At 43.9% G+C, this 18,788-nt stretch carries 19 protein-coding genes; 3 read left to right on the top strand and 16 right to left on the bottom strand.

Going from position 1 to position 18,788, the window contains the following annotated elements; genetic code table 11:
- Window positions 1-125 precede the first annotated feature (125 nt).
- From QJS82_RS12165 to QJS82_RS12120, 10 genes are all read right to left on the bottom strand, one after another.
- The gene (locus tag QJS82_RS12165) at window positions 126-1,073 is read right to left on the bottom strand and encodes an IS256 family transposase, variant Zn-binding type (RefSeq protein WP_438656714.1); all 948 of its coding nucleotides are present in this window, start codon (window positions 1,071-1,073) and stop codon (window positions 126-128) included.
- Entirely contained in the window at window positions 989-1,564 is a 576-nt protein-coding gene (locus QJS82_RS12160; RefSeq protein ID WP_281490663.1) for a hypothetical protein, read from the bottom strand. Before QJS82_RS12160 ends, QJS82_RS12165 begins: the two co-directional genes overlap by 85 nt.
- A 193-nt stretch (window positions 1,565-1,757) precedes the next feature.
- Window positions 1,758-2,771, bottom strand: coding sequence for a YhdH/YhfP family quinone oxidoreductase (locus QJS82_RS12155; RefSeq protein ID WP_281490662.1), 1,014 nt, complete (start codon window positions 2,769-2,771; stop codon window positions 1,758-1,760).
- A gap of 55 nt (window positions 2,772-2,826) precedes the next feature.
- Entirely contained in the window at window positions 2,827-3,807 is a 981-nt protein-coding gene (locus QJS82_RS12150) for a zinc-binding dehydrogenase (protein ID WP_281490661.1), read from the bottom strand.
- A gap of 300 nt (window positions 3,808-4,107) precedes the next feature.
- Entirely contained in the window at window positions 4,108-5,085 is a 978-nt protein-coding gene (locus QJS82_RS12145; protein ID WP_281490660.1) for a zinc-binding dehydrogenase, read from the bottom strand.
- Between the two features lie 389 nt (window positions 5,086-5,474).
- On the bottom strand, window positions 5,475-6,062 hold the full coding sequence (locus QJS82_RS12140) for a GDYXXLXY domain-containing protein (protein ID WP_281490659.1): 588 nt from the start codon (window positions 6,060-6,062) through the stop codon (window positions 5,475-5,477).
- Window positions 6,059-7,243: a DUF4401 domain-containing protein gene (locus QJS82_RS12135; RefSeq protein ID WP_281490658.1), complete on the bottom strand. Its 1,185-nt coding sequence runs from the start codon at window positions 7,241-7,243 to the stop codon at window positions 6,059-6,061. The genes QJS82_RS12140 and QJS82_RS12135 overlap by 4 nt, the downstream gene beginning before the upstream one ends.
- The gene (locus QJS82_RS12130; protein ID WP_281490657.1) at window positions 7,233-8,390 is read right to left on the bottom strand and encodes a DUF2157 domain-containing protein; all 1,158 of its coding nucleotides are present in this window, start codon (window positions 8,388-8,390) and stop codon (window positions 7,233-7,235) included. The genes QJS82_RS12135 and QJS82_RS12130 overlap by 11 nt, the downstream gene beginning before the upstream one ends.
- Window positions 8,391-8,513: 123 nt before the next feature.
- Window positions 8,514-9,395, bottom strand: coding sequence for an IS982 family transposase (locus QJS82_RS12125; RefSeq protein WP_281490656.1), 882 nt, complete (start codon window positions 9,393-9,395; stop codon window positions 8,514-8,516).
- Window positions 9,396-9,521: 126 nt separating this feature from the next.
- The gene (locus QJS82_RS12120) at window positions 9,522-9,776 is read right to left on the bottom strand and encodes a DUF2798 domain-containing protein (protein WP_149490298.1); all 255 of its coding nucleotides are present in this window, start codon (window positions 9,774-9,776) and stop codon (window positions 9,522-9,524) included.
- A gap of 174 nt (window positions 9,777-9,950) precedes the next feature.
- Between QJS82_RS12120 and QJS82_RS13730 the strand changes: the two genes are divergently transcribed.
- The gene (locus tag QJS82_RS13730; RefSeq protein WP_348651570.1) at window positions 9,951-10,112 is read left to right on the top strand and encodes an aspartate/glutamate racemase family protein; all 162 of its coding nucleotides are present in this window, start codon (window positions 9,951-9,953) and stop codon (window positions 10,110-10,112) included.
- A gap of 39 nt (window positions 10,113-10,151) precedes the next feature.
- On the opposite strand, the gene QJS82_RS12115 is transcribed toward QJS82_RS13730, so the two are convergent.
- Window positions 10,152-11,666, bottom strand: a complete 1,515-nt coding sequence (locus QJS82_RS12115; RefSeq protein ID WP_281490655.1) for an MATE family efflux transporter — start codon at window positions 11,664-11,666, stop codon at window positions 10,152-10,154.
- Between the two features lie 327 nt (window positions 11,667-11,993).
- On the opposite strand from QJS82_RS12115, the gene QJS82_RS12110 reads away from it, so the two are divergent.
- Window positions 11,994-12,941, top strand: a complete 948-nt coding sequence (locus QJS82_RS12110) for an alpha/beta hydrolase (RefSeq protein WP_281490654.1) — start codon at window positions 11,994-11,996, stop codon at window positions 12,939-12,941.
- Between the two features lie 64 nt (window positions 12,942-13,005).
- On the opposite strand, the gene QJS82_RS12105 is transcribed toward QJS82_RS12110, so the two are convergent.
- From QJS82_RS12105 to QJS82_RS12085, 5 genes are all read right to left on the bottom strand, one after another.
- Entirely contained in the window at window positions 13,006-14,049 is a 1,044-nt protein-coding gene (locus QJS82_RS12105; protein WP_281490653.1) for an NAD(P)H-dependent flavin oxidoreductase, read from the bottom strand.
- Between the two features lie 407 nt (window positions 14,050-14,456).
- Window positions 14,457-14,834: a DsrE family protein gene (locus QJS82_RS12100; RefSeq protein ID WP_281490652.1), complete on the bottom strand. Its 378-nt coding sequence runs from the start codon at window positions 14,832-14,834 to the stop codon at window positions 14,457-14,459.
- Window positions 14,835-15,025: 191 nt separating this feature from the next.
- On the bottom strand, window positions 15,026-15,568 hold the full coding sequence (locus tag QJS82_RS12095; RefSeq protein WP_201564213.1) for an acyl-CoA thioesterase: 543 nt from the start codon (window positions 15,566-15,568) through the stop codon (window positions 15,026-15,028).
- Window positions 15,569-15,622: 54 nt separating this feature from the next.
- On the bottom strand, window positions 15,623-16,756 hold the full coding sequence (locus tag QJS82_RS12090; protein WP_281490651.1) for a YheT family hydrolase: 1,134 nt from the start codon (window positions 16,754-16,756) through the stop codon (window positions 15,623-15,625).
- A 182-nt stretch (window positions 16,757-16,938) separates the two neighbouring features.
- Complete coding sequence (locus tag QJS82_RS12085) at window positions 16,939-17,535, bottom strand: YigZ family protein (protein WP_281490650.1); 597 nt, start codon at window positions 17,533-17,535, stop codon at window positions 16,939-16,941.
- Window positions 17,536-17,731: 196 nt separating this feature from the next.
- Between QJS82_RS12085 and QJS82_RS12080 the strand changes: the two genes are divergently transcribed.
- Window positions 17,732-18,436 carry a pseudouridine synthase gene (locus tag QJS82_RS12080; RefSeq protein ID WP_201564218.1) on the top strand — a complete coding sequence of 235 codons (705 nt, stop codon included), beginning with the start codon at window positions 17,732-17,734 and terminating at the stop codon, window positions 18,434-18,436.
- Window positions 18,437-18,788: the final 352 nt, after the last annotated feature.

Genomic DNA, 18,788 nt, shown 5'->3' with positions numbered 1-18,788 from the left:
CTAAAGGGATGCCATTTCTAATATGGTTTACTTGTGATGAGTGGTAATTTATACCTAATTTATGGTGTAATGGACAAAATTCATGCTAAAAAGTAGAAGGTAGTCGCTAATGGACATAATTCATGCTATTTGAGTGACTTTGACCCTAAAAAGTCTTTAATAAACCGCAACTTACGCTGCTCACTTAGACCGTGATGACTGTGTAATTGTCGCTTTAACTCACTGAATAATCCTTCAAGAGAATTGGTGGTATTTGGTATGTCTAAGTGCTCATATTCTTGATAAGTGAATAGCCAATCGCTATTGGTTCTGAGGCTGCGATAAGCACTTCTAAGACGTTTGTGAGTGTACCAACTTCTACCAGTATCTTCATTGGTACTACGCTCACTCAGATAGTTTTCATGAGTTAACAACCAATAATCTAAGTGCTCTATGAAGTCAGCTTTATTAAGCTGTGTTAAGTTTAAAGTGAGCCGTCTAAGCTCAATACTTGCGATATTCTTAGGTCGACGAGTGAGGTAACGAGTCACTATTTGCACCTGATGAAACTGGCACATCTGGCAAGGAGTGTGGGTAAACAGGGTTCTAAGCCCTCGTCTACCATCACAGGTGATGCTTTGTATATCAACGCCTAACGATGCTAGATGATCAATTCCTTGCTTGTAGGCACTGTTGGTTTCATGACTGACTATCGCGTAGTAAAGAACGGCTTTAGTGGTATTGTCCATAAAAACCATTAAACCGAACTTACGACCGAAGTAAGTGGTATCCATGATGATGTTAGCAGTATTCGGTCGTTTAACTTGATACTGGGTACTGACTTTATCTAAACGTCTTTGAATGGTTTTAAGACTACAATGGTATTTATCAGCCAGTTGTTGGTAGGTCTGTTTTCCTTGGGTGTATTCAGTCCAAAGGGTCTGGTTATTGAGTCTTTTGCCACCTAAAAACTGCCGTCTGCAAGCTAGACATTGATACTGTTGTTTGCCTAGCTTGCGTCCATTCTTCTTGGTGTGTTTATCATGACAAAAAGGGCAGTTTTTTGATTCATGGCTTTGATTCCTTGCAAATATAGACAGTATATAGCGTTAGACCCTACGCCAGCATGAATTTTGTCCATTACACCTAATTTATCAAAAGTTGATTCAAGCAAAAGGTCGTAATTGAATGATAGAGCTCCTTTTATCTCAGACTTATGCAGCTCAAGCCATTGAAACCAAGTCCAATCTATATTCAATTTACTACTCTGTAATAAACTGTACTCTGAAAACGCAATAGTTAAGAAATGTCTAGCTTCTAAAGTAGTTTTGAAAGAATCTAAACCAATTAAATTACAATAGAATTTGTCTAGCGCAAACCCAAAAATCTCAAAGTGCGGTTTACTGATATTTTTCTGCCATAACCTTTTTAAGCTTGGTAGGTTATCTATTAACAAATCACCTGTGGTTGGGCATATTACATTCCAGTTTAAAGGCTGCTGTGAATCAAAATTATGACTGATTCCACTCTGATTTCCAAAGCTAATTGATAAGCCATTTCCAACTACCAATGAGATTTTTGCCATTAAATATTTCTCGAATATAAAAATATGAAGGTAGGAGTATATTTAGAAGTTTTCTAGCGAAAGTACTGTGGTGCCATGAATAGAAGTATAATTTTGTTTGCCTAAAAACACTACCATACTTTTACTTAATTAAAAAAGGCAGCACCTCAAAAGAGATGCTGCCTTTTATTTATAACGCTAACTTGTGAAAATACTAACCCCGCACATTCACCACATAACGCCCAACCGTTTGACTCGCCATAAAGCGATCTAAGTATTCCGGCGTCTGCTCAAGCGTAATCTCTTCGCAGTAATTCTCTAAATTAGGCAATTTCATATCGGTAGCGACACGCTGCCAAATAGCCTTTTTATCAGCCAGTGGAATATAGACCGAATCGATACCGAGTAGGGACACCGCGCGGGTGATAAACGGCAGTACCGTCATCGAAAACTCGGCACCGCCTGCCAAACCACAAGAAGTAACCGCGCCGCCCGCTTTGGTTTGTTTGAGCAAGTTTGCCAAATAGTCGCCGCCGATGGTATCAATAGCGTTTGCCCATAGCTCACGCCCGACGGGCTTATCGCCGATTTCATTAATGGTATCGCGGTGACGGACTTCGTTTGCACCAAGCTCTTTTAGATAGTCACTTTGCTCCGGCTTACCTGAGAAGGCGATGACCTCATAGCCAAGCTGACTTAATATGGCGATACTGATACTACCGACGCCGCCCGTTGCACCCGTGACCGCGACTAGACCGTCTTCAGGTTTTGCGCCCATTTTCTCTAACTTTTGCACACTTAAGGCTGCGGTTAAGCCGCCCGTACCATATATCATGGCTTCTTTTAGCGTTAAAGAAGATGGGCATTCGACCGCCCAATCGGCAGGGATAGATATCATCTGACTGAGACCGCCGTCGGTATCCATGCCCAAATCATAGCCAAAGACCGCGACTTCTTGCCCCTCTTTAAACGTGCCAGACTTATCACTGACCACGACGCCTGCCGCATCGATACCAGGAGTGTGTGGATAATGTTTGGTGATTCTTTTATTACCTGATGCTGACATCGCATCTTTGAAATTTAACGAAGAGTAATGGACTTCGATCAGCAGATCGTTCTCAGGTAAATCACTGACGTTACGCGTTTGGATGCTTTTATCGAACGTACCGTTGCTGGTTTCTTCGACGACTAAGGCTTTAAAGGCTTTAAAGGTTTTGTTATTAGACATTGTCTGAATCCTTTTGTATTGCTCTTTTATTTGAGTGGATTTATAACGAACTATATTAAGGTTTTAACAATACTTTGCCTTTTTTGCCAGATTGCACCTTGCCAGATACCGCTTCTTTAATATTGTCCAGCGTATAGATGCCGCCTGTTGGTAGCTTTAATTTACCACTGGCAGCGCGCTCGATAAGCTCTTTTATCAAACGGCTTTTATTATCCGCATCCATCTTTTGCATCAATGCACCGCCCCAAAATCCTTTGAGTGTCGCTTGCTTAAAGATAAGATGAGTCGGATTCAGCGCGAGTGGCTGACCAGACATCGCACCCACCGCTGCCATGATACCGCCATGACCAAGTAAGCTTAGTAAGTCGCCACCAGATTGACCGCCGACAGAGTCGACTGCGCCACTTATTTTTGCATCACCGATAATGTGACGAACTTGATCTTTCCAGTCGTCATCATCGCTCACCACGTTGTTTTCAGTGATACCAATCTCAGTCAGCTCGTTTGCTGACTCTTTACTACGCACGACATTGATGGTATGGATGCCGCGCTCAGCAGCCAACATCGCAAGCGATTCGCCAACTGCGCCATTGGCTGCGTTTTGAATGACCCATTGACCTTTTTCTAGTTCTAAAAACTCAATGAGCATCAAGGCGCTCATCGGCATGGCGATAAGCTGCGCGGCCATTTCATCGTCGATGGCGTCCGGTATCGGGATGACACTGCTAGCAGGGGCGGTGAAGTACTCGGCCCACGTACCTTCGACACCGGTGACCACCACACGCTGACCCGCTTGCATACCTTTGACGCCAGCGCCGATAGCATCAATAGTACCCACGGCTTCGCTGCCAGCAAGTGCGGGCAGTTTTGGCTTGGTACCATATTGGCCTTGGATAGTGATGAGGTCGTGGTTATGGATGGAAGATAGAATAGTCTTGATACGGACTTCGTTGTCCTTTGGCTCTGGCATCGGGCTGTCAGTTATGGTTAGTACGTCTGAAGGTTTGCCAAATTCGTTATAGGTTACGCTGCGCATATTTATATCCTTTTTTATTGTTAGATAAATATCGTTGATTGTTCATTTTGAAACGATGATGATTAATCACTCATCAACCTTAACAAGTAGGACTTGATACCCGCAACCTGACTTTGGTAAATGAACGTTGCCCGCTGTTTAGAACGGTAAAATGTTATAAAAAGCTGCAAGCTGAAGAAGGTGCAGAGTTATAACCGCAAAATAAGCCATAAAAAATGGCAGCGTTCTTATTAGAAAGAACGCTGCCACTATCTCAATAAAAGGAAGAATAAAACGAAAGCTAGCTAAATGAATGATAGTTTAAGGCTTTAGCAATACCTTGCCTTTTTTGCCTGACTGCAATTTGCCATCGACAGCTTTAGTAATATCAGCTAAATCAAATACGGCTTCGACAGGCAAATGCAATTTATCACTGGTTGCCCGTTCGATAAGCTCATCGATTAAGCGCTGTTTATTTTCGACACTCATCTCTTGGCTAATTTTACTGCCCCAAAAGCCTTTTACGATGGCTTGTTTAAAGATTAGATGCGTTGGATTAAGCACCATTGGCTGACCTGACATGATGCCAAAAGATGCCAAAGTGCCACCATGACCGAGTAGCGATAATAAGTCACCGCTTGCTTCCCCGCCGACAGAGTCGACCGCTGCGCTAATGCTATCATCACCGATGGTTTGACGGACTTGTTCTTTCCAATCGTCATCTTCGACATTGATGTTATTTTTGATACCAAGGGCGTCTAACTCTTTAATCGCATCGCTACTGCGTACCAGATTAATGGTATTAACGCCGCGCGCGGCAGCCAGCATCGCAAGTGATTTACCAACGGCACCATTGGCGGCATTATGGATAACCCATTGACCGCTTTCTACTTCTAAGAATTCCAGCAGCATTAAAGCACTGAGCGGCATGGCAATTAACTGCGCGGCCATTTCATCTTTTAAGCTATCGGGGACAGCAAAGACCATATCGGCTGATGCGACAAAGTACTCTGCCCACGTTGCTTGTACACTGGCAGCAGCCACACGTTGACCGACTTTTAAGTCCTTAACGTCACTGCCAACGGCGTCAATGATACCCAACGCTTCGCTACCGCCGATAGCCGGCATTTCAGGCTTAAAGCCATATTTACCGCGAATGGTAAGCAGATCATGGTTATGAATGGAGGCGAGAATGGTTTTGACACGCACTTCATTAGGCTTGGGCTCTGGGATAGGGCGGTCGCCGAGGCTTAATACTTCAGTTGGTTTGCCAAATTCGTTATAAGTTGCACTACGCATGATAAATCCTTTTTTAATTTTTAAGTTTTTTTAAATATTTTTAACGAGCTAGTGAATTTGCAGCCATCAACAGTAACAAACCCTGCTGACTTATCGCAATATCACTTTGGTAAAGCAGGGTTGTCATCGATTGACAGTTATAAAGGTTTTAGCGCGACAATCGGTAGCATTTACAGCAGCATTGATTTTGAGTTATTAGCAGTTTGCGCTGTATAGTTAGTTCAATATAAAAAAGGCACGTTAAAAATAGCCTGCTGCTGGGATAAATTTTTCTTGCTTGCTGTGCGCTTCGCACTCCAGAGGCTTCGCAAAATTTATCCCAACAGCCCTGTATTCTTTTTGACTTGAATCAACTATATTAGGCTACTTTAGATTAATCCCTTTTTGGATTAATCATTTTTTGGACTAATCACTTTAAAGTCGTCGTCGACCAGATTGGTCAATAGCGGCTCCCCTTTATCATTGACCCGAAATAGCCCATATTCTGCCGCCTCAAACGCTTCGCCATGACCTTCTTGGAAGAAAAAAGCATTGGTCGCAAGCTGCATTGCGCCGTTACGGATACGATAGTGAATCGCCATCTCATTAGAGGCTAGATTTTTAGGTTGATTAGCCGCTAAGCGCACAAACTGTGCGACTTTATTGTTATCTAAGGCAACTATGACATAGCCATCTTCATTGGTAGGATAGCTACCGGGGTCTCTATTTAAGGCGGCAAATACGTCACGCTCTAGCGCATAGCTAAGCGTCATATAGTCGCCCTGCATAAAGCCGCGTGGATCAACGGGTGCAAGCGCTAATAAGACAGTATCGCCAGTCGTAAGATGGTTTTCATACTTTGCGATATTCCTCGTCATCACCACCAATACGAGCGCCAATCCAAGAAGGGCAATAATAATCGTAACTGCCGGTTTTTGTAGCCAATGGGTCTTTGATGTGCCCTTAATCAAGCGCTTGGTCAAAATTTTATTATTCATGACAGCCGCTCCTGATTGTCGTTAGCACTCGGTTTTATATTCGCAAAATAGCCTTTGATAAGCAACCAGCGCAGCAGTAATAGCGCGATACCGATGACCAGCATAGAGGCAGACTTGACCAATAAAGAAGTATCGAGCTGATAGTAATACCAAAATATATAACCGACCAAGGCAATAATGCCCAGTCCTAACAGCACGCGTTGGCTATTGGCAGTGGCGATAATGATAATCAAACTGGTGGCCAATAAGCCTGAGACATAAATAGACATTATCCCAAGTAATACAATCGCAGCGCTAATGAGCAGTCCTGCTGCTGATAATAGTTTGATGTGATAGCGCTTTAAAATGAGATAAGCAGCATAAAGGCTGGCAAGCGTTAATAGTCCTTGGGCCAGATAATAGTTATAGCTAAAGGCTTCTCCATAACTATCAAAGCTATTGCCATATTCAGCAGCGATAAAATAGACGGAAACACTGAGCAAAACATAGGCGCTCGCATAGCCAATAGCATTGGTAATTTCTAGAGCGTTCATTCGCCATTTGGTCGGGATAAAAGCAGCTAGCCTATAGCGTTGTAAATGAGTCACGCTAGTGATTAATGCCAATAATCCTAAGCTTATTTCAGATAAGTGATAATAATTTAATAAGTAAAACAGGCAGCTTAAGGCTAAGGTTGCGCTCAATAAACGATAGATAAAATTGGCTATAGCAACAGTCATCAACAGTTGCACAAGAAGCAATAGCACTATATTGAGTGGCTCTGTAATCTCACTCGCCAGTAAAGCATAGGCAATATAACCTTGACCTGCTAGCGTAATTGCAAAGGCTAAGCTATTCCAAAAAGGGCTATGGCGTATGCGCGCGTTATAAAATAGAAACCCGCCAATGCCGCTTAATATGCCGCCAATAATAAATACCGCTAGCGTACTATCCAGCAAACCGGTGTTATCTAATAATAAGGTCAAAAACCCTATAAAAAATAGACTGGCTAAAATACCACTCATACCAAAAAATAAGCTGATAAACCAAGGGCTAGGCGCTTCAGATGCTGCACTATTTAAAAGCTTATCACTGACATTTTGCGCGTCGATCAATCCCTGCTGTTGCAATAGCAAAAGGTCACGATTTTGCTCGTTATGGTTGATATTATTATTCATCTCATTGTTCATCTCATTGTTCATCGCTGTCCCCCTTGATTACAGTATGAGGAGCAGTGTCATCGTTCTTGATACGGGAAACTTTGCGTAGCCACATAACTGCCGACGAGCTCATGGCAATAAGTAGCAAGGCTAATATCAAAAACCCACCTGCGTCAAAACTATCCAACAGCCATTTACCGACCCAAAACATCACTACAGTAATGATAGAAAATGACAAATAAGTCAGCATCAGTAAATCAAGACGGCGCTGATAAAAGTGCCAAAACATAAAGCCGCACCAGCCTAGCCATACTATGATAGCGATAAGCGTTGCCCAGATATTTCCATTATCAAAGACCGTGACAATCGCTAGATACGTCATAAAAAACGTACTTAATAAACCGACGACATAAGTACTCCAGTGCAAGCTGGATTTGGTTGGTGAGCTGTTTATTTTAGAGTCATTTAGAGGATGTTTAAGGTCATTAGCGGTTGTCTTAGAGATAAAGTCTTTACGGTTAATAGGATTGAAGAACTTGCTAGCAATGTAAGGTTTTTTATTGTCGCAGCTAATAAGCCAACTATAAAAAGTAATAAAATTAAATAGCGCAAGGATGGCTACTTGAGAGACGTTTTGCAGGTGCTGGTTGATAAATTGCAGATTTGCGACATCCAAATAGAGTAGCAAACAGGCATTGATTAAGCCTAACCACAGCAGCCAAAGCGCAGGGAAGCGAGCGATAAGCACCCAAGGCGTAATCAATAGCGCCCAGCCAAAAAACAGCTGCCAGGTATCAGCGCCCGTTTGATACACTTGCCCAAATAGTGCCAATAAGCTACCGGTGATAATGCTAGCAATGAGCAATAATAACTGCCGAATCAGCTGAAATCGTTGTCTAAGTTGCCTAAAAGACAGTGCTACGTAAAGCGCGATGGTAATCACCAGCGCCCCTTCAACCAACGCAAATTTACCCATCTTGCCGATATTTTGCCAGTTATAGGCGATAAAGAATACAAGGGATAATACCAGCGCCACCGCGCCAATAATCAGCAGCGCTTTATCAAAAAACATCAGCCACGTGCGTTTGCTAGGATAGACTTCTAGGTGCGTTGCTGCCGCCTCGGTATTTTTAAGGGAAAGGAAACCTTGATGTAGTAACTGCTCGATAGTACGCCGTGCTTGGCTCATAGTCGCCTCTGATTAACAACAGTTTGTCGCTTATCTTAGCTGTTTTTACGCTGGCATAATGTACTAAAGTTTATAACTTAACCCCAGTTCGGGATAAGCCACATTGTAACTCATTGATACTATTTACAATGTGGCTACCTGTCCCTGCTGAGGCATATTTTTGATGGTGGGTTTATAAGGAAACCAGCAATAAGCAATCAAACCTGACCGCAAGTTTGTGATAAACCCCGTGACACTACGATGGCGTGAGTGTTCGATTTGGCACAAGTTTTTAAGCTCTCCAAACACCGTTTCAACCAAAGAGCGATGATTGAGTAGTGCCTCATCCATAGGCTCAAGTAATTGGGGTTTCATATTACGCCGAAGTTTGGTTATCAACGTAGTATCAGTGTGTTTTGTGAGCCACGCGTTTAGTGCTTTACTGATGTATCCTCTATCACCAAACACCTTGCCAAACACAGACGTTGCCATATCCTTAATAGGCACTCTGTCATCGGTATTACCCGCAGTGACTTTAATGGATACAAGCTCGCCCTTATGATTGATAATGGCGTGCAGCTTAAAGCCATAGAACCAGCCCATGCTGCTTTTGCCTCGGGTTGCAAGTCCTTCAAAGACTTTGTGACGGTAGATACGCTTGTTATGACAAACTGCTATCTTGGTTGAATCAATATAGCTGATACCCGTACAGTCGCCCATTATGCTTTGCAAGTAGCTGCACAGTGGCATGATACTGCGCGGCACTAGCTCTATAAATCGCGAGTAGCTCGGCAGGTTTGGAAACTCCCGTTTCATCATGCCAAGCATGTGATGGTAGTAAAACGCCTTAAACTGTCGATAACGTAACTGATGAAACAGTACCAAGATGGTCATAATCTCTGCTACACTTATCTGGCATGCTCTTAACCTTTGGTGTCCCGTTGCGATTAAATGAGCGTCGAACTCAGGTTTGAATTGCTGATAAAAGTCGTCAATATGGCAGTATAGTTCGGTTAGGTTGTCCATGTAAGAAGTCCTTGTTGTGAAGTTTGTCTTGGTAAACTCACTTTAGCAACTTCGGGCTTCTTTTTTTATCTTTTTTTTGAGCCCTTATCCCGAACTGGGGTTAACTTACTAAGTCTTATAAAGGCGTTAATAAAATTCAATGCGGCTTAGCAGGTGCTCTTGGATTAAATAGGCACAAATATAAGCGCTCGGCCAAGCAACCATAAAGGCATACTTCCATGAATGAAACAACGTAGTAAAGAAACCTTCGACAAACCCTACGTTAATCAGTAGCAACGCCGTCGAGATAATCGTCGACATCATCAGCGCCATTAAAAAGGTGAAAATCAGCCGATAGTATTTGCGCCGCGTGCGTATTCTGACGGTCGGGAATTTTGCCATAACGTTCTGTTGTCCTGCATGATGAGAGCCACGCTTAAATAGTATTGTAAACGTGATGTGTTGCGATGAGAAAGGATGAAATGCAGCATTGCTAGTGCTTGTCAGCGACTATGATATCGCGTGATGGGGGCGAGGTAAAATGGTTATTATCAATCATAAAGTTCGCCTTATTATATTGTTATTACTCAGGGTTTAGCGAATAAAGGTGCAGAAGGCGTCATTTTAGGTTGTACCGAAATTGGACTGCTTATTCAGCAAGCAGACAGCCCAATAGCCGTATTTGATACCACCGCTATTCATGCCGCGGCGGCGGTGGGTTTTTTACTCAGTCATTGATTTTAAAACACTTGAGCTTAAACCAATTGAATTTACTATCTATAAACCACGCGATGAGCGTTTATGCTTTCTTCTCATACGGTGTTTTTGCAGGCGTTTTTGTAGTCGACGATGCAACCTTGTGATACGGCGTATAGGGGACAGTTTCCACACCGTGGTCGGTAAGATATCACGAAACGATGCACTGGTGCCGGTATGCGCGCGAAACTCCTCAGACCTTTGCGCGGCCTCCTCTGCGGCCAAGTGTTTGCCTTTGCGCCAGCCGCCGTATAGATATAGTCCCGCTCCCATCACAGCGGTTGCTACCATACCTGCTGGAAACGATAGCCAAAGCGCATCGGTTCCAAGGAACGGATAAAGCCCGAACGCAAAGCCAAGACGCACCGGATACATCGAAATCACCATAACTATCAGCGGCCAAATCACATAGCCATTGGCACGCATGGTGCCAAACAGCACTTGCGCTATGCCAAAAAAGACAAAGCCCCATGTCGCCATTAATTGAATATGCCGCCCAATTGGCAGCGCTTCGCTGTCACTACCGAGGAAAAGCCCCAATATAGTTTCATCAAAAATGCTCAGCACCCCAATCATAGCGCCCGTCAATATCACGTTAAAGATAAGCCCCCAACGCGTGATACCTGCAACCCTATGCCATTGATTGGCACCGATGTTCTGTGCAACCATCGCACTGGCTGCGGCACTTAGCGCCATTGCTGGCATCTGCACGTAGGTCCAAAGCTGCTGGGTCGCGCTATAAGCCGCCGTCGTTTGCACGCCTTCGCGGTTGATTAACGATAGCATCGTCAACGCTGCTGAGGAGATGACGATCATCTGCAGACCCATCGGCAAACCCTTTGAAAACATTGACTTCAAGATATCTTGGTCTGCACGCAAAAAGCGCAGCTCTGGCAACTTAAGTGTCAGCACAGAGCCCCGCAGGTACATAGTAACGACCATGCCAATCAGCGCTAGCGTGTTGGCGACGGCGGTTGCGAATGCCGAGCCAAATATGCCCCATTCGGGAAACGGACCTATACCCAAAATCAGTACCGGCGTCAAAATTAGATCAATAATTACCGATATAATGATAAACCAAAGCGGCGTCGTAGAATCGCCCGTCCCGCGCAGTGCCATCATTATCAGCGTAAAGGTCAGGGTGACGGGCATGGCAATGAAAATCATCCGCAGATAGGTCAGGGCAAGGTCTACCGCACTTGGCGGCGTACCAAGCAGATCAAGAAGCAGTGGGGCAAATATCCACCCTCCTGCCGACACCAATATACTGATCGGAATAATGCTACCCAGCGCCGTTCCCATGGTTTTCTTGACGATGGCATCGTCACGGCTACCCATAGCCTGCCCAATCAAAATAGTAGAGGCCATACCAAAACCAAAAACGAAGGAGATCAGGATAAACATCAAGATATTGCCGTTCGCCGTCGCGGCCAACGCCTCTTCACCTAAAAACCGGCCCACCCAGACGGCATTAATCGAGCCGTTTAACGACTGGAGGGCTGATGATCCAAGTGTTGGCAAGGCAAACAGCAGCATCGTTTTGGCAATCGACCCCTCGGTGAGGTCGCGCTGTTTACCAGTGGAGGTATTTGTTTTACTCAATGTTGATCCTTTTGCGTTATCTATGGCTGACTGAACGAAAATGCTTATCATAAACCAGAAAGCTTGTGCCTTCTTTACTAGAGCTGTATGAGAGCTGTAAACTCTCGGCAAACTCTATGATTATTTAACTGTCATTTTTTATATGATTGTCATACAGTTTAGAGGTGAGGATAATTGCTATGATTGCTTAAGTTTAAAATAAGCTTGTGCTAGGATTATGCTTTTTAATTCATTTTGCCAGCTATTAACAAGGATGTTTCGATGCTATTAAAACGCCTAGGCCTTGCCGCGCTTTTTAGTCTTTCTATGGTCGGGTGTACCACTGCGCCTAATACGCTTGCGGTCAATACCACCCAAAAGATTATTCAATATGAGCGCTCAAAGTCTGATTTAGAAATAAAATCGCTAACGCTAGCTTCTGGCGATAAGATGGTCTATGCAGAAAACGGCAACGTCGCTGGCGAGCCTTTATTACTGATTCATGGCTTCGGCGGTAATAAAGACAACTTTACCCGTATCGCGCGTCAGTTAGAAGGCTATCATCTGATCATTCCTGATCTGCTTGGTTTTGGTGAGTCGAGCAAACCGATGAGCGCCGATTATCGCTCGGAGGCCCAAGCAACGCGCTTGCATGAGCTGCTACAAGCTAAAGGCTTAGTATCCAACATTCATGTCGGTGGCAACTCGATGGGCGGCGCTATCAGTGTGGCTTACTCCGCGAAATATCCAAAAGAGGTCAAAAGCTTATGGTTGGTCGATAGTGCAGGGTTTTGGTCAGCAGGTATTCACGAAGCACTTGCAGGCGCAACGTTAGAGAACAATCCGCTGCTGATTAATAGTAATGAAGACTTCTACAACATGTATGATTTCATCATGTATAAGCCGCCATATTTGCCAAAATCGGTCAAAGCGGTATTTGCCCAAGAACGTATCGCTAATAAAGAACTGCACGCCAAAATCCTCGAGCAAATCGTCACCGATAATGTCGAAGAACGCGCCAAAATCATCGCACAATATAAGATTCCGACGCTAGTGGTATGGGGCGAAAAAGATCAGATCATCAAGCCCGAAACGGTCAATCTGATAAAAGAAATCATCCCGCAATCAGAAGTGATTATGATGCCAGAAGTCGGTCATGTACCGATGGTCGAAGCACTTTATAAGACTGCGGATGACTATAAAGCGTTTCGTGAAAAGCTTAAGAAATAATAATCTCGATTGAATAAGTTGGTTTAATTAAGATAGGTTAGAAACTTAGCCTACCTTAATTAAACTATAAATCTTTTACCAGTCGCTCTAGCAATTCAATCGTGCTCTCTTGTCTGACCAAAGCGACCCCTTGTCCTGCCCATAAAGATTGATGTTCTGCATCGAGGTTGTTTTTCGCATGGGCACGTAAGTCGTTGGTCATGGCATTTAATTGTGGGTAGGGCGGTAGCTCATGCGCGCTCTCAAATTGGCCAAAGTCACGCAGATAATCATTTAACAAACCGCGCGCTTGCTTACCTGAAAACAGCCGCGTTAAGCGTGTCTCAGCACTGCGCTTATCTTGACTGGCATCGAGTAGCGCTTGTTTATAAATATCATTGATGCCACATTTATCTGTGGTCAAAAAAGCCGTGCCTATTTGCGCCAGTTCAGCACCGGCTGTTTGAATTGCCTTGATAGCTTGCCCAGTCATAATGCCACCAGCTGCGATTAAGGGAATATCGGTGCAAGCCCGCGTTTGACTAATCAATGTCAATAACCCCATTGGATCGTTTGCGCTTTGCGGCAACCAGCCACCGCGATGGCCGCCAGCTTCTACGCCTTGTACACATACCGCATCGACGCCAATCTCCGCCCATGCTTTTGCTTCCAATGGATGATTGGCAGTACCGATGACGCGCGTGCCTAAATCTTTTAAACGCTGAACTTGCTCGGCGCTGATAATACCAAAGGTGAAACTGGCGACAGGAACTGGATTGTCATAAAGCACTTGTAGCTGCTCTGCAAAGCTTAGCGCAGGACGTTTAGGTAACGCCATTTCGATATTTTGTTCTTGATAGTACTTAGTTAGCCAAGCAGGAGTTGGACTGTCCAAGGTATTAGAGTCATGCTCGGATAACACCATCAGATTAATCATAAAAGGGCGCTTGGTGAGCGATTTAAGAGTATTAATATGGTCATTTAAAACATCTGGCGCCGTCGTGCCACTTCCTAATGACCCTAGTCCACCAAAGTTACTGACTGTTGCTGCCAGCTCAGGCGTGGTGGCACCTGCCATCGGTGCTTGCACGATAGGGTAGGTTAAATCAAAGGTACTTAGTAAGGTCATGACCGGCGTCCTTGTTGTTTTATGAGGAGGTTTGCATGACTTACTTTAGCAAAGCTGAATGGCGTGCGTGTTAGATAATGTGTATTTAGTTGCTGAATAGGAAGGGTGGCTTTGATTATAAGACTGTTGCTAATACTTATCATTCAAAATGGGGTGGTGTTCTAAAAAGTATGCTGGCGATAGAAGCCAATAAAAAATCTATGCTAAGTTCTCTGATTCTATAGGGCTTTCAAGGCTTCAAAAACTGTTCAAGTTTTAATCAGCATACTTTTTGACACACCACCCAAAATGGGGATAAGGTCAGAAATCTAGAATTCAACGCCAAAAAATAAGTCAGCTCTTAAGTTATCAAAAGATAATTAAGAAAGCCGACCCATTTTTATAAACTATTTGCTTAGCTTAAATGCTTAATTCAACTGCAAAGAGCCTTTCGCGTTCATCAGCAGCTCAACCACATCATCACCACTGATGACGATAAAGCGTTTATCAATGGCTGATTCTTCGACACCATTGTGTTTCATACAGGCGCCGCAGACCAATACTTGACCGCCTTTTTCAATAAAGGCTTCTAGCAACTCGCCCGCAGGTTCAAATGGCGCGCCAATATTGACGTTATCTAAAGCGTTGGGTAATGCCAAATGTACCGCGTCTACCATCAATATCACCGATGCAGAGTGACCTTTTTTAAGCGCGACACCTGCCATGGTAAAGGCTAAGGTGATTTTACTTGGGTTTGAGTCACTATTATCAAATAATGTTCCGACATAATCCGTATTATTAACCATGTTATTTTCCTTATTAGACTGTTTTTTAATTAAAAAGTATTCAGTTGAGTAGGGAACTCACTACTATCCTAACATTTACTATATGTATTTATATAATGTCTTGTTAGAAAATAGTAGCTATACAGTAGTTATAAGGTTACGTAGTTGTGAATATTTGCTTGTGACTTACCAATACCGTTGAATAATTGGCTTTAAGCTTGCGGCGGCCACGGGCGGTCGGCGTCACTGACTATCCATTCTGCCACATAACCGCTCGGCGGTAGCTGCCAATCCGCTTGATCTAACGCCGCTAAGATACGCGAGGTCTCGATGACTTTGCCGCCTTCAGTGACGCCGGTACGCAGTAGGGCGGATGAGCAAGGCTTGCCCTTTACCCACATCGACTGCTCGATATATATCCAGCGCTCATCGAAACCGACGATATGAGTTTTCATTGTTACCTTATCAAAAGCGCGAATGCGTTTGCGATATTGGATGGTGCTACCAGCGACGACCAAACCCCAACGCTGCTTAAGCAGTTGGCTACCAAGCCCGCTCCGTACCGCAAAGTCAGTACGCCCTAAATCATAAAGGGTCAGCACGCGTCCATTATTCATCTCTAAAAAATTATCAATGTCCGTCAAACGACAGCGAAAAGTAATCTCGCTGGTATCTTTAAACGTTAAGGTATTGCCTTTTTTTACTTGCAGCGCGGCATGGGCGATGGTGCTGGCATAACGGATAAATGGATACATAGCACAGTCTCAAAGGGTTAAAGTTTAAATAATAGAATTGGGTTTGCCAGATTATCAATCGTTATTATAAATCTTAGACGCTACACCAATATGCTTAAAATAAGCACTGACGGTTTCGGGTATCCAATTGATATCGAATTTTGAGGTTTTTGTTTTTTTACCATTGCTGCCCGCTTGCTTGGTTTTGGCATTATCATTAGTTGATTGGGCGTTAGTCGATTGGGCATTTTTTGCCTGACCGTCTGAACGATAGCGCAGATAACCGATATGACCACCGTGTTCGGTATCTAAAATGGTGACACTATCCGAGACATCATTTGGCGTGGCGGTAAAACCAATAAAGGGGTCGTCTTTGGCGCTAATGAGTAGTAGCGGGCGCGTGACATCCCTTAGGTATGGCAAGGCAGAGGATGAGTGATAATAGTCGTTTTTAGAGCGATAGCCATGACGCGGGGCGGTGAAAATATCGTCAAAATCACTGATGCGATTGGCCGCTTTGATAGAGTTAATCTCATCTTGGCTTAAATCATTAGCCAGTGCTTTTTTAATAATTGGATTGAGCAAATACGGTGTATAAATTCGGTGGCTCAAAAAGCTATGCATGGTAATCGCAGCGGACGACATATCGACCGGCGCAGAAATCACGACTGCGCCATCGCATAGCGCGTTATCGCCATATTCGCCCATATATTTTGCCAACGCATTGCCGCCAAGTGACACGCCCACTGCGTAAATATGCGCGTAATTTTCACGCAAGTTTTCTAACATATGATGCACCTCGCCCGTGTCACCAGCGTTATAAAACACGCGCCCGTTAGCAGGAATACCGCCACAACTACGAAAGTGCGCCACAACAAAGTGCCAGCCTTGCGCGTGCATCTGATAGGCTAACGCGCGCGCATAATGACTGTCGCTGCTGCCTTCCATGCCATGAAATAACACGATTAATGGCGTTTGCTCAAGTTTGCCATTTTCTGAATCTTCTAAAACTTGAACAGGATGGGCATCGTAAAAGTCATAAGCGATATCAGTTTCACACAATGAATCTTGATTAATCACACGGCGGTAGCTTGGCGTCTTGGGCGCAAAAAACTTCGGCAAGATGCTTTGCAAATGCGGGTTGCTCAGCCAAAAGGGTGGTTTAAACGGCGCGGGTGAGAAAGGTTTGGTTGGTTTTGAAGTTGGCATAGGTCAGTCTTATATGAGTTGTTATAAAAAACAGTGACTTATCATACCGACTGCCAAGATTAAAACCAATGATTTTCAGTGAACGCATGGTTACTCAAAACAATGTTACTCAAAACAATATCACTAAAAACCATGCTACTCAAAATAGTTTGTTAAAAACAGCTAATCAAAATATACATTTCTTATGGCTTATCTAAGACACGCCCATCCATCGCCAGCCGCTCTTTTAAACTGTCGATATCTGCCTCGGCGAGCGTTACGGTTAATGTCACTTGCTTACTATAAGTCACATCATCGATACTGCCATTTAAACTTTCTACTACATAGCGGCACTGGGCTTCGGTGGCAAATTCTGCCAATATTTGTACTTGTATCATCGGCACATACGGTAGCAAAACCATCTCATCGACGGCCGCTTGCGCTGAGCCGGCATAAGCACGGGTGAGACCGCCGGCACCGAGTTTGATACCGCCAAAGTAACGCACTACGATGATAATGACGTTACCGATAGATTTATGCTGCAAAACATTTAATATCGGTCTTCCTGCGGTGCCATTGGGCTCGCCATCGTCGTCAAAGCCGGCACTGGTGGTATTATTAGGGTCACCAATGATATACGCCCAGCAGTGATGGCGGGCATCGGCATATTGCTGACGCAGTTGTTCCACGTGAAACATTGCCTGCTCACGCGAGGTCACAGGATAAGCATAAGTTATAAAGTCGGATTTTTTAATTTCCAAACGAGTAGTGACGGCATGTTTTAGCGTTTGATAGCTCATATTTCATCAGGCTTAGGTTGGATATGGTAAACTGGTCTGACTTTCACTGTTGTCCGTATTTGGCACAGTGTTCATTAATTTTTTATTATAGTACCATTTCTAACCAGTGAAGATAACGAGCAGGTCACGCTCGAATGCTAATGACGTTGGCTTCTGATTTAGGGTGGGTCACATAAAACGGATGGTAGTAAATAGTATGCGTCTAGATAAATTTCTTAGTAAAGCCACTGAGCTGTCACGTAAAGAATCAAAAAAGATTCTGCACGCCGGTGAGGTGACGGTAAATGATACTGTGGTCAAAGACCCGGGGTTACACGTCGATATCGTCAATGATGAAGTAATGTGGGCAGGCGAGCCATTGTCAGTTGCGGCTGGCAATCGTTATATCCTCCTGCATAAGCCTGAAGGCTTTGAATGTACCTTAAAAGTTAAAGAACATCCTATCGTTACTGAGCTGATTGCCGTACCAGAGCTTGGTAGCTTACGTATCGCGGGTCGCCTCGATGTCGATACCACGGGTGCGTTGTTAATCAGTGATGATGGCAAATGGTTGCACCGTGTCACCAGCCCCAAACATGAACATGCCAAGATTTATGAGCTGACCTTAGCTGAAGCAATGGATAGCGACGCTCAAGCCAATGCTGTTAAAGAAGTGGCTGAAGGTATCTTATTAGAAGGCGAGCACGAAGAAACCAAGCCTGCGATTCTTGAATTCATCGATGAAACCCATGCGCGATTAACCTTAGAGCAGGGTAAATACCATCAAGTAAAACGTATGATGGGTTACTTTGGCAACAGAGTCACCGAGCTGCATCGCGCCAGTATTGGGCATATCACTTTAGACGGTTTGGATAAAGGCGACAGTCGTTTCCTAACGCCAGAAGAAGTGGCTAAATTCTAAATTTAAGCTTTGTTAAATCATTAAAATGAATTATTAAAATATTTTTCTAAAAAGAGCAGCCACTGAAAAGTGTGCTGCTTTTTGCTGCTTGTCGTTTGCCGTGGTTATTTCTGTCAGCTGTCTGTGTTGCCTATCTCTTAAAGCTCAGTAGCAGTTTTGCAAAATTGACGGCTTAAGGCTTTGCAAAATCATCCCATGTGCTACAGTCTGTTTATTATTTTTAATCTATGTTTTTACATAATATGGTTGTCTTTATTAATAAGGTGAATTTGAAAATCCTTACTATTAAATATAGCGGTTCTTCTTTTTAGATTACTACGCAACTATTATTAAAAACCAATAGGACTGTCTC

This window comes from Psychrobacter maritimus (assembly GCF_029953575.1).
GTDB lineage: Bacteria > Pseudomonadota > Gammaproteobacteria > Pseudomonadales > Moraxellaceae > Psychrobacter > Psychrobacter maritimus.
Note: the sequence above shows the minus strand (reverse complement) of the source record. Positions and strands in the feature narration are given on the sequence as shown.

Coding starts and splice junctions, on each gene's coding strand:
- QJS82_RS12160 (WP_281490663.1), bottom strand. CDS start 1,564: ATGGCAAAAATCTCATTGGTAGTTGGAAATGGCTTATCAATTAGCTTT.
- QJS82_RS12155 (WP_281490662.1), bottom strand. CDS start 2,771: ATGTCTAATAACAAAACCTTTAAAGCCTTTAAAGCCTTAGTCGTCGAA.
- QJS82_RS12150 (WP_281490661.1), bottom strand. CDS start 3,807: ATGCGCAGCGTAACCTATAACGAATTTGGCAAACCTTCAGACGTACTA.
- QJS82_RS12145 (WP_281490660.1), bottom strand. CDS start 5,085: ATGCGTAGTGCAACTTATAACGAATTTGGCAAACCAACTGAAGTATTA.
- QJS82_RS12140 (WP_281490659.1), bottom strand. CDS start 6,062: ATGAATAATAAAATTTTGACCAAGCGCTTGATTAAGGGCACATCAAAG.
- QJS82_RS12135 (WP_281490658.1), bottom strand. CDS start 7,243: ATGAACAATGAGATGAACAATGAGATGAATAATAATATCAACCATAAC.
- QJS82_RS12130 (WP_281490657.1), bottom strand. CDS start 8,390: ATGAGCCAAGCACGGCGTACTATCGAGCAGTTACTACATCAAGGTTTC.
- QJS82_RS12125 (WP_281490656.1), bottom strand. CDS start 9,395: ATGGACAACCTAACCGAACTATACTGCCATATTGACGACTTTTATCAG.
- QJS82_RS12120 (WP_149490298.1), bottom strand. CDS start 9,776: ATGGCAAAATTCCCGACCGTCAGAATACGCACGCGGCGCAAATACTAT.
- QJS82_RS12115 (WP_281490655.1), bottom strand. CDS start 11,666: ATGCTGCTGTTTGCCTTGCCAACACTTGGATCATCAGCCCTCCAGTCG.
- QJS82_RS12110 (WP_281490654.1), top strand. CDS start 11,994: ATGCTATTAAAACGCCTAGGCCTTGCCGCGCTTTTTAGTCTTTCTATG.
- QJS82_RS12105 (WP_281490653.1), bottom strand. CDS start 14,049: ATGACCTTACTAAGTACCTTTGATTTAACCTACCCTATCGTGCAAGCA.
- QJS82_RS12100 (WP_281490652.1), bottom strand. CDS start 14,834: ATGGTTAATAATACGGATTATGTCGGAACATTATTTGATAATAGTGAC.
- QJS82_RS12095 (WP_201564213.1), bottom strand. CDS start 15,568: ATGTATCCATTTATCCGTTATGCCAGCACCATCGCCCATGCCGCGCTG.
- QJS82_RS12090 (WP_281490651.1), bottom strand. CDS start 16,756: ATGCCAACTTCAAAACCAACCAAACCTTTCTCACCCGCGCCGTTTAAA.
- QJS82_RS12085 (WP_281490650.1), bottom strand. CDS start 17,535: ATGAGCTATCAAACGCTAAAACATGCCGTCACTACTCGTTTGGAAATT.
- QJS82_RS12080 (WP_201564218.1), top strand. CDS start 17,732: ATGCGTCTAGATAAATTTCTTAGTAAAGCCACTGAGCTGTCACGTAAA.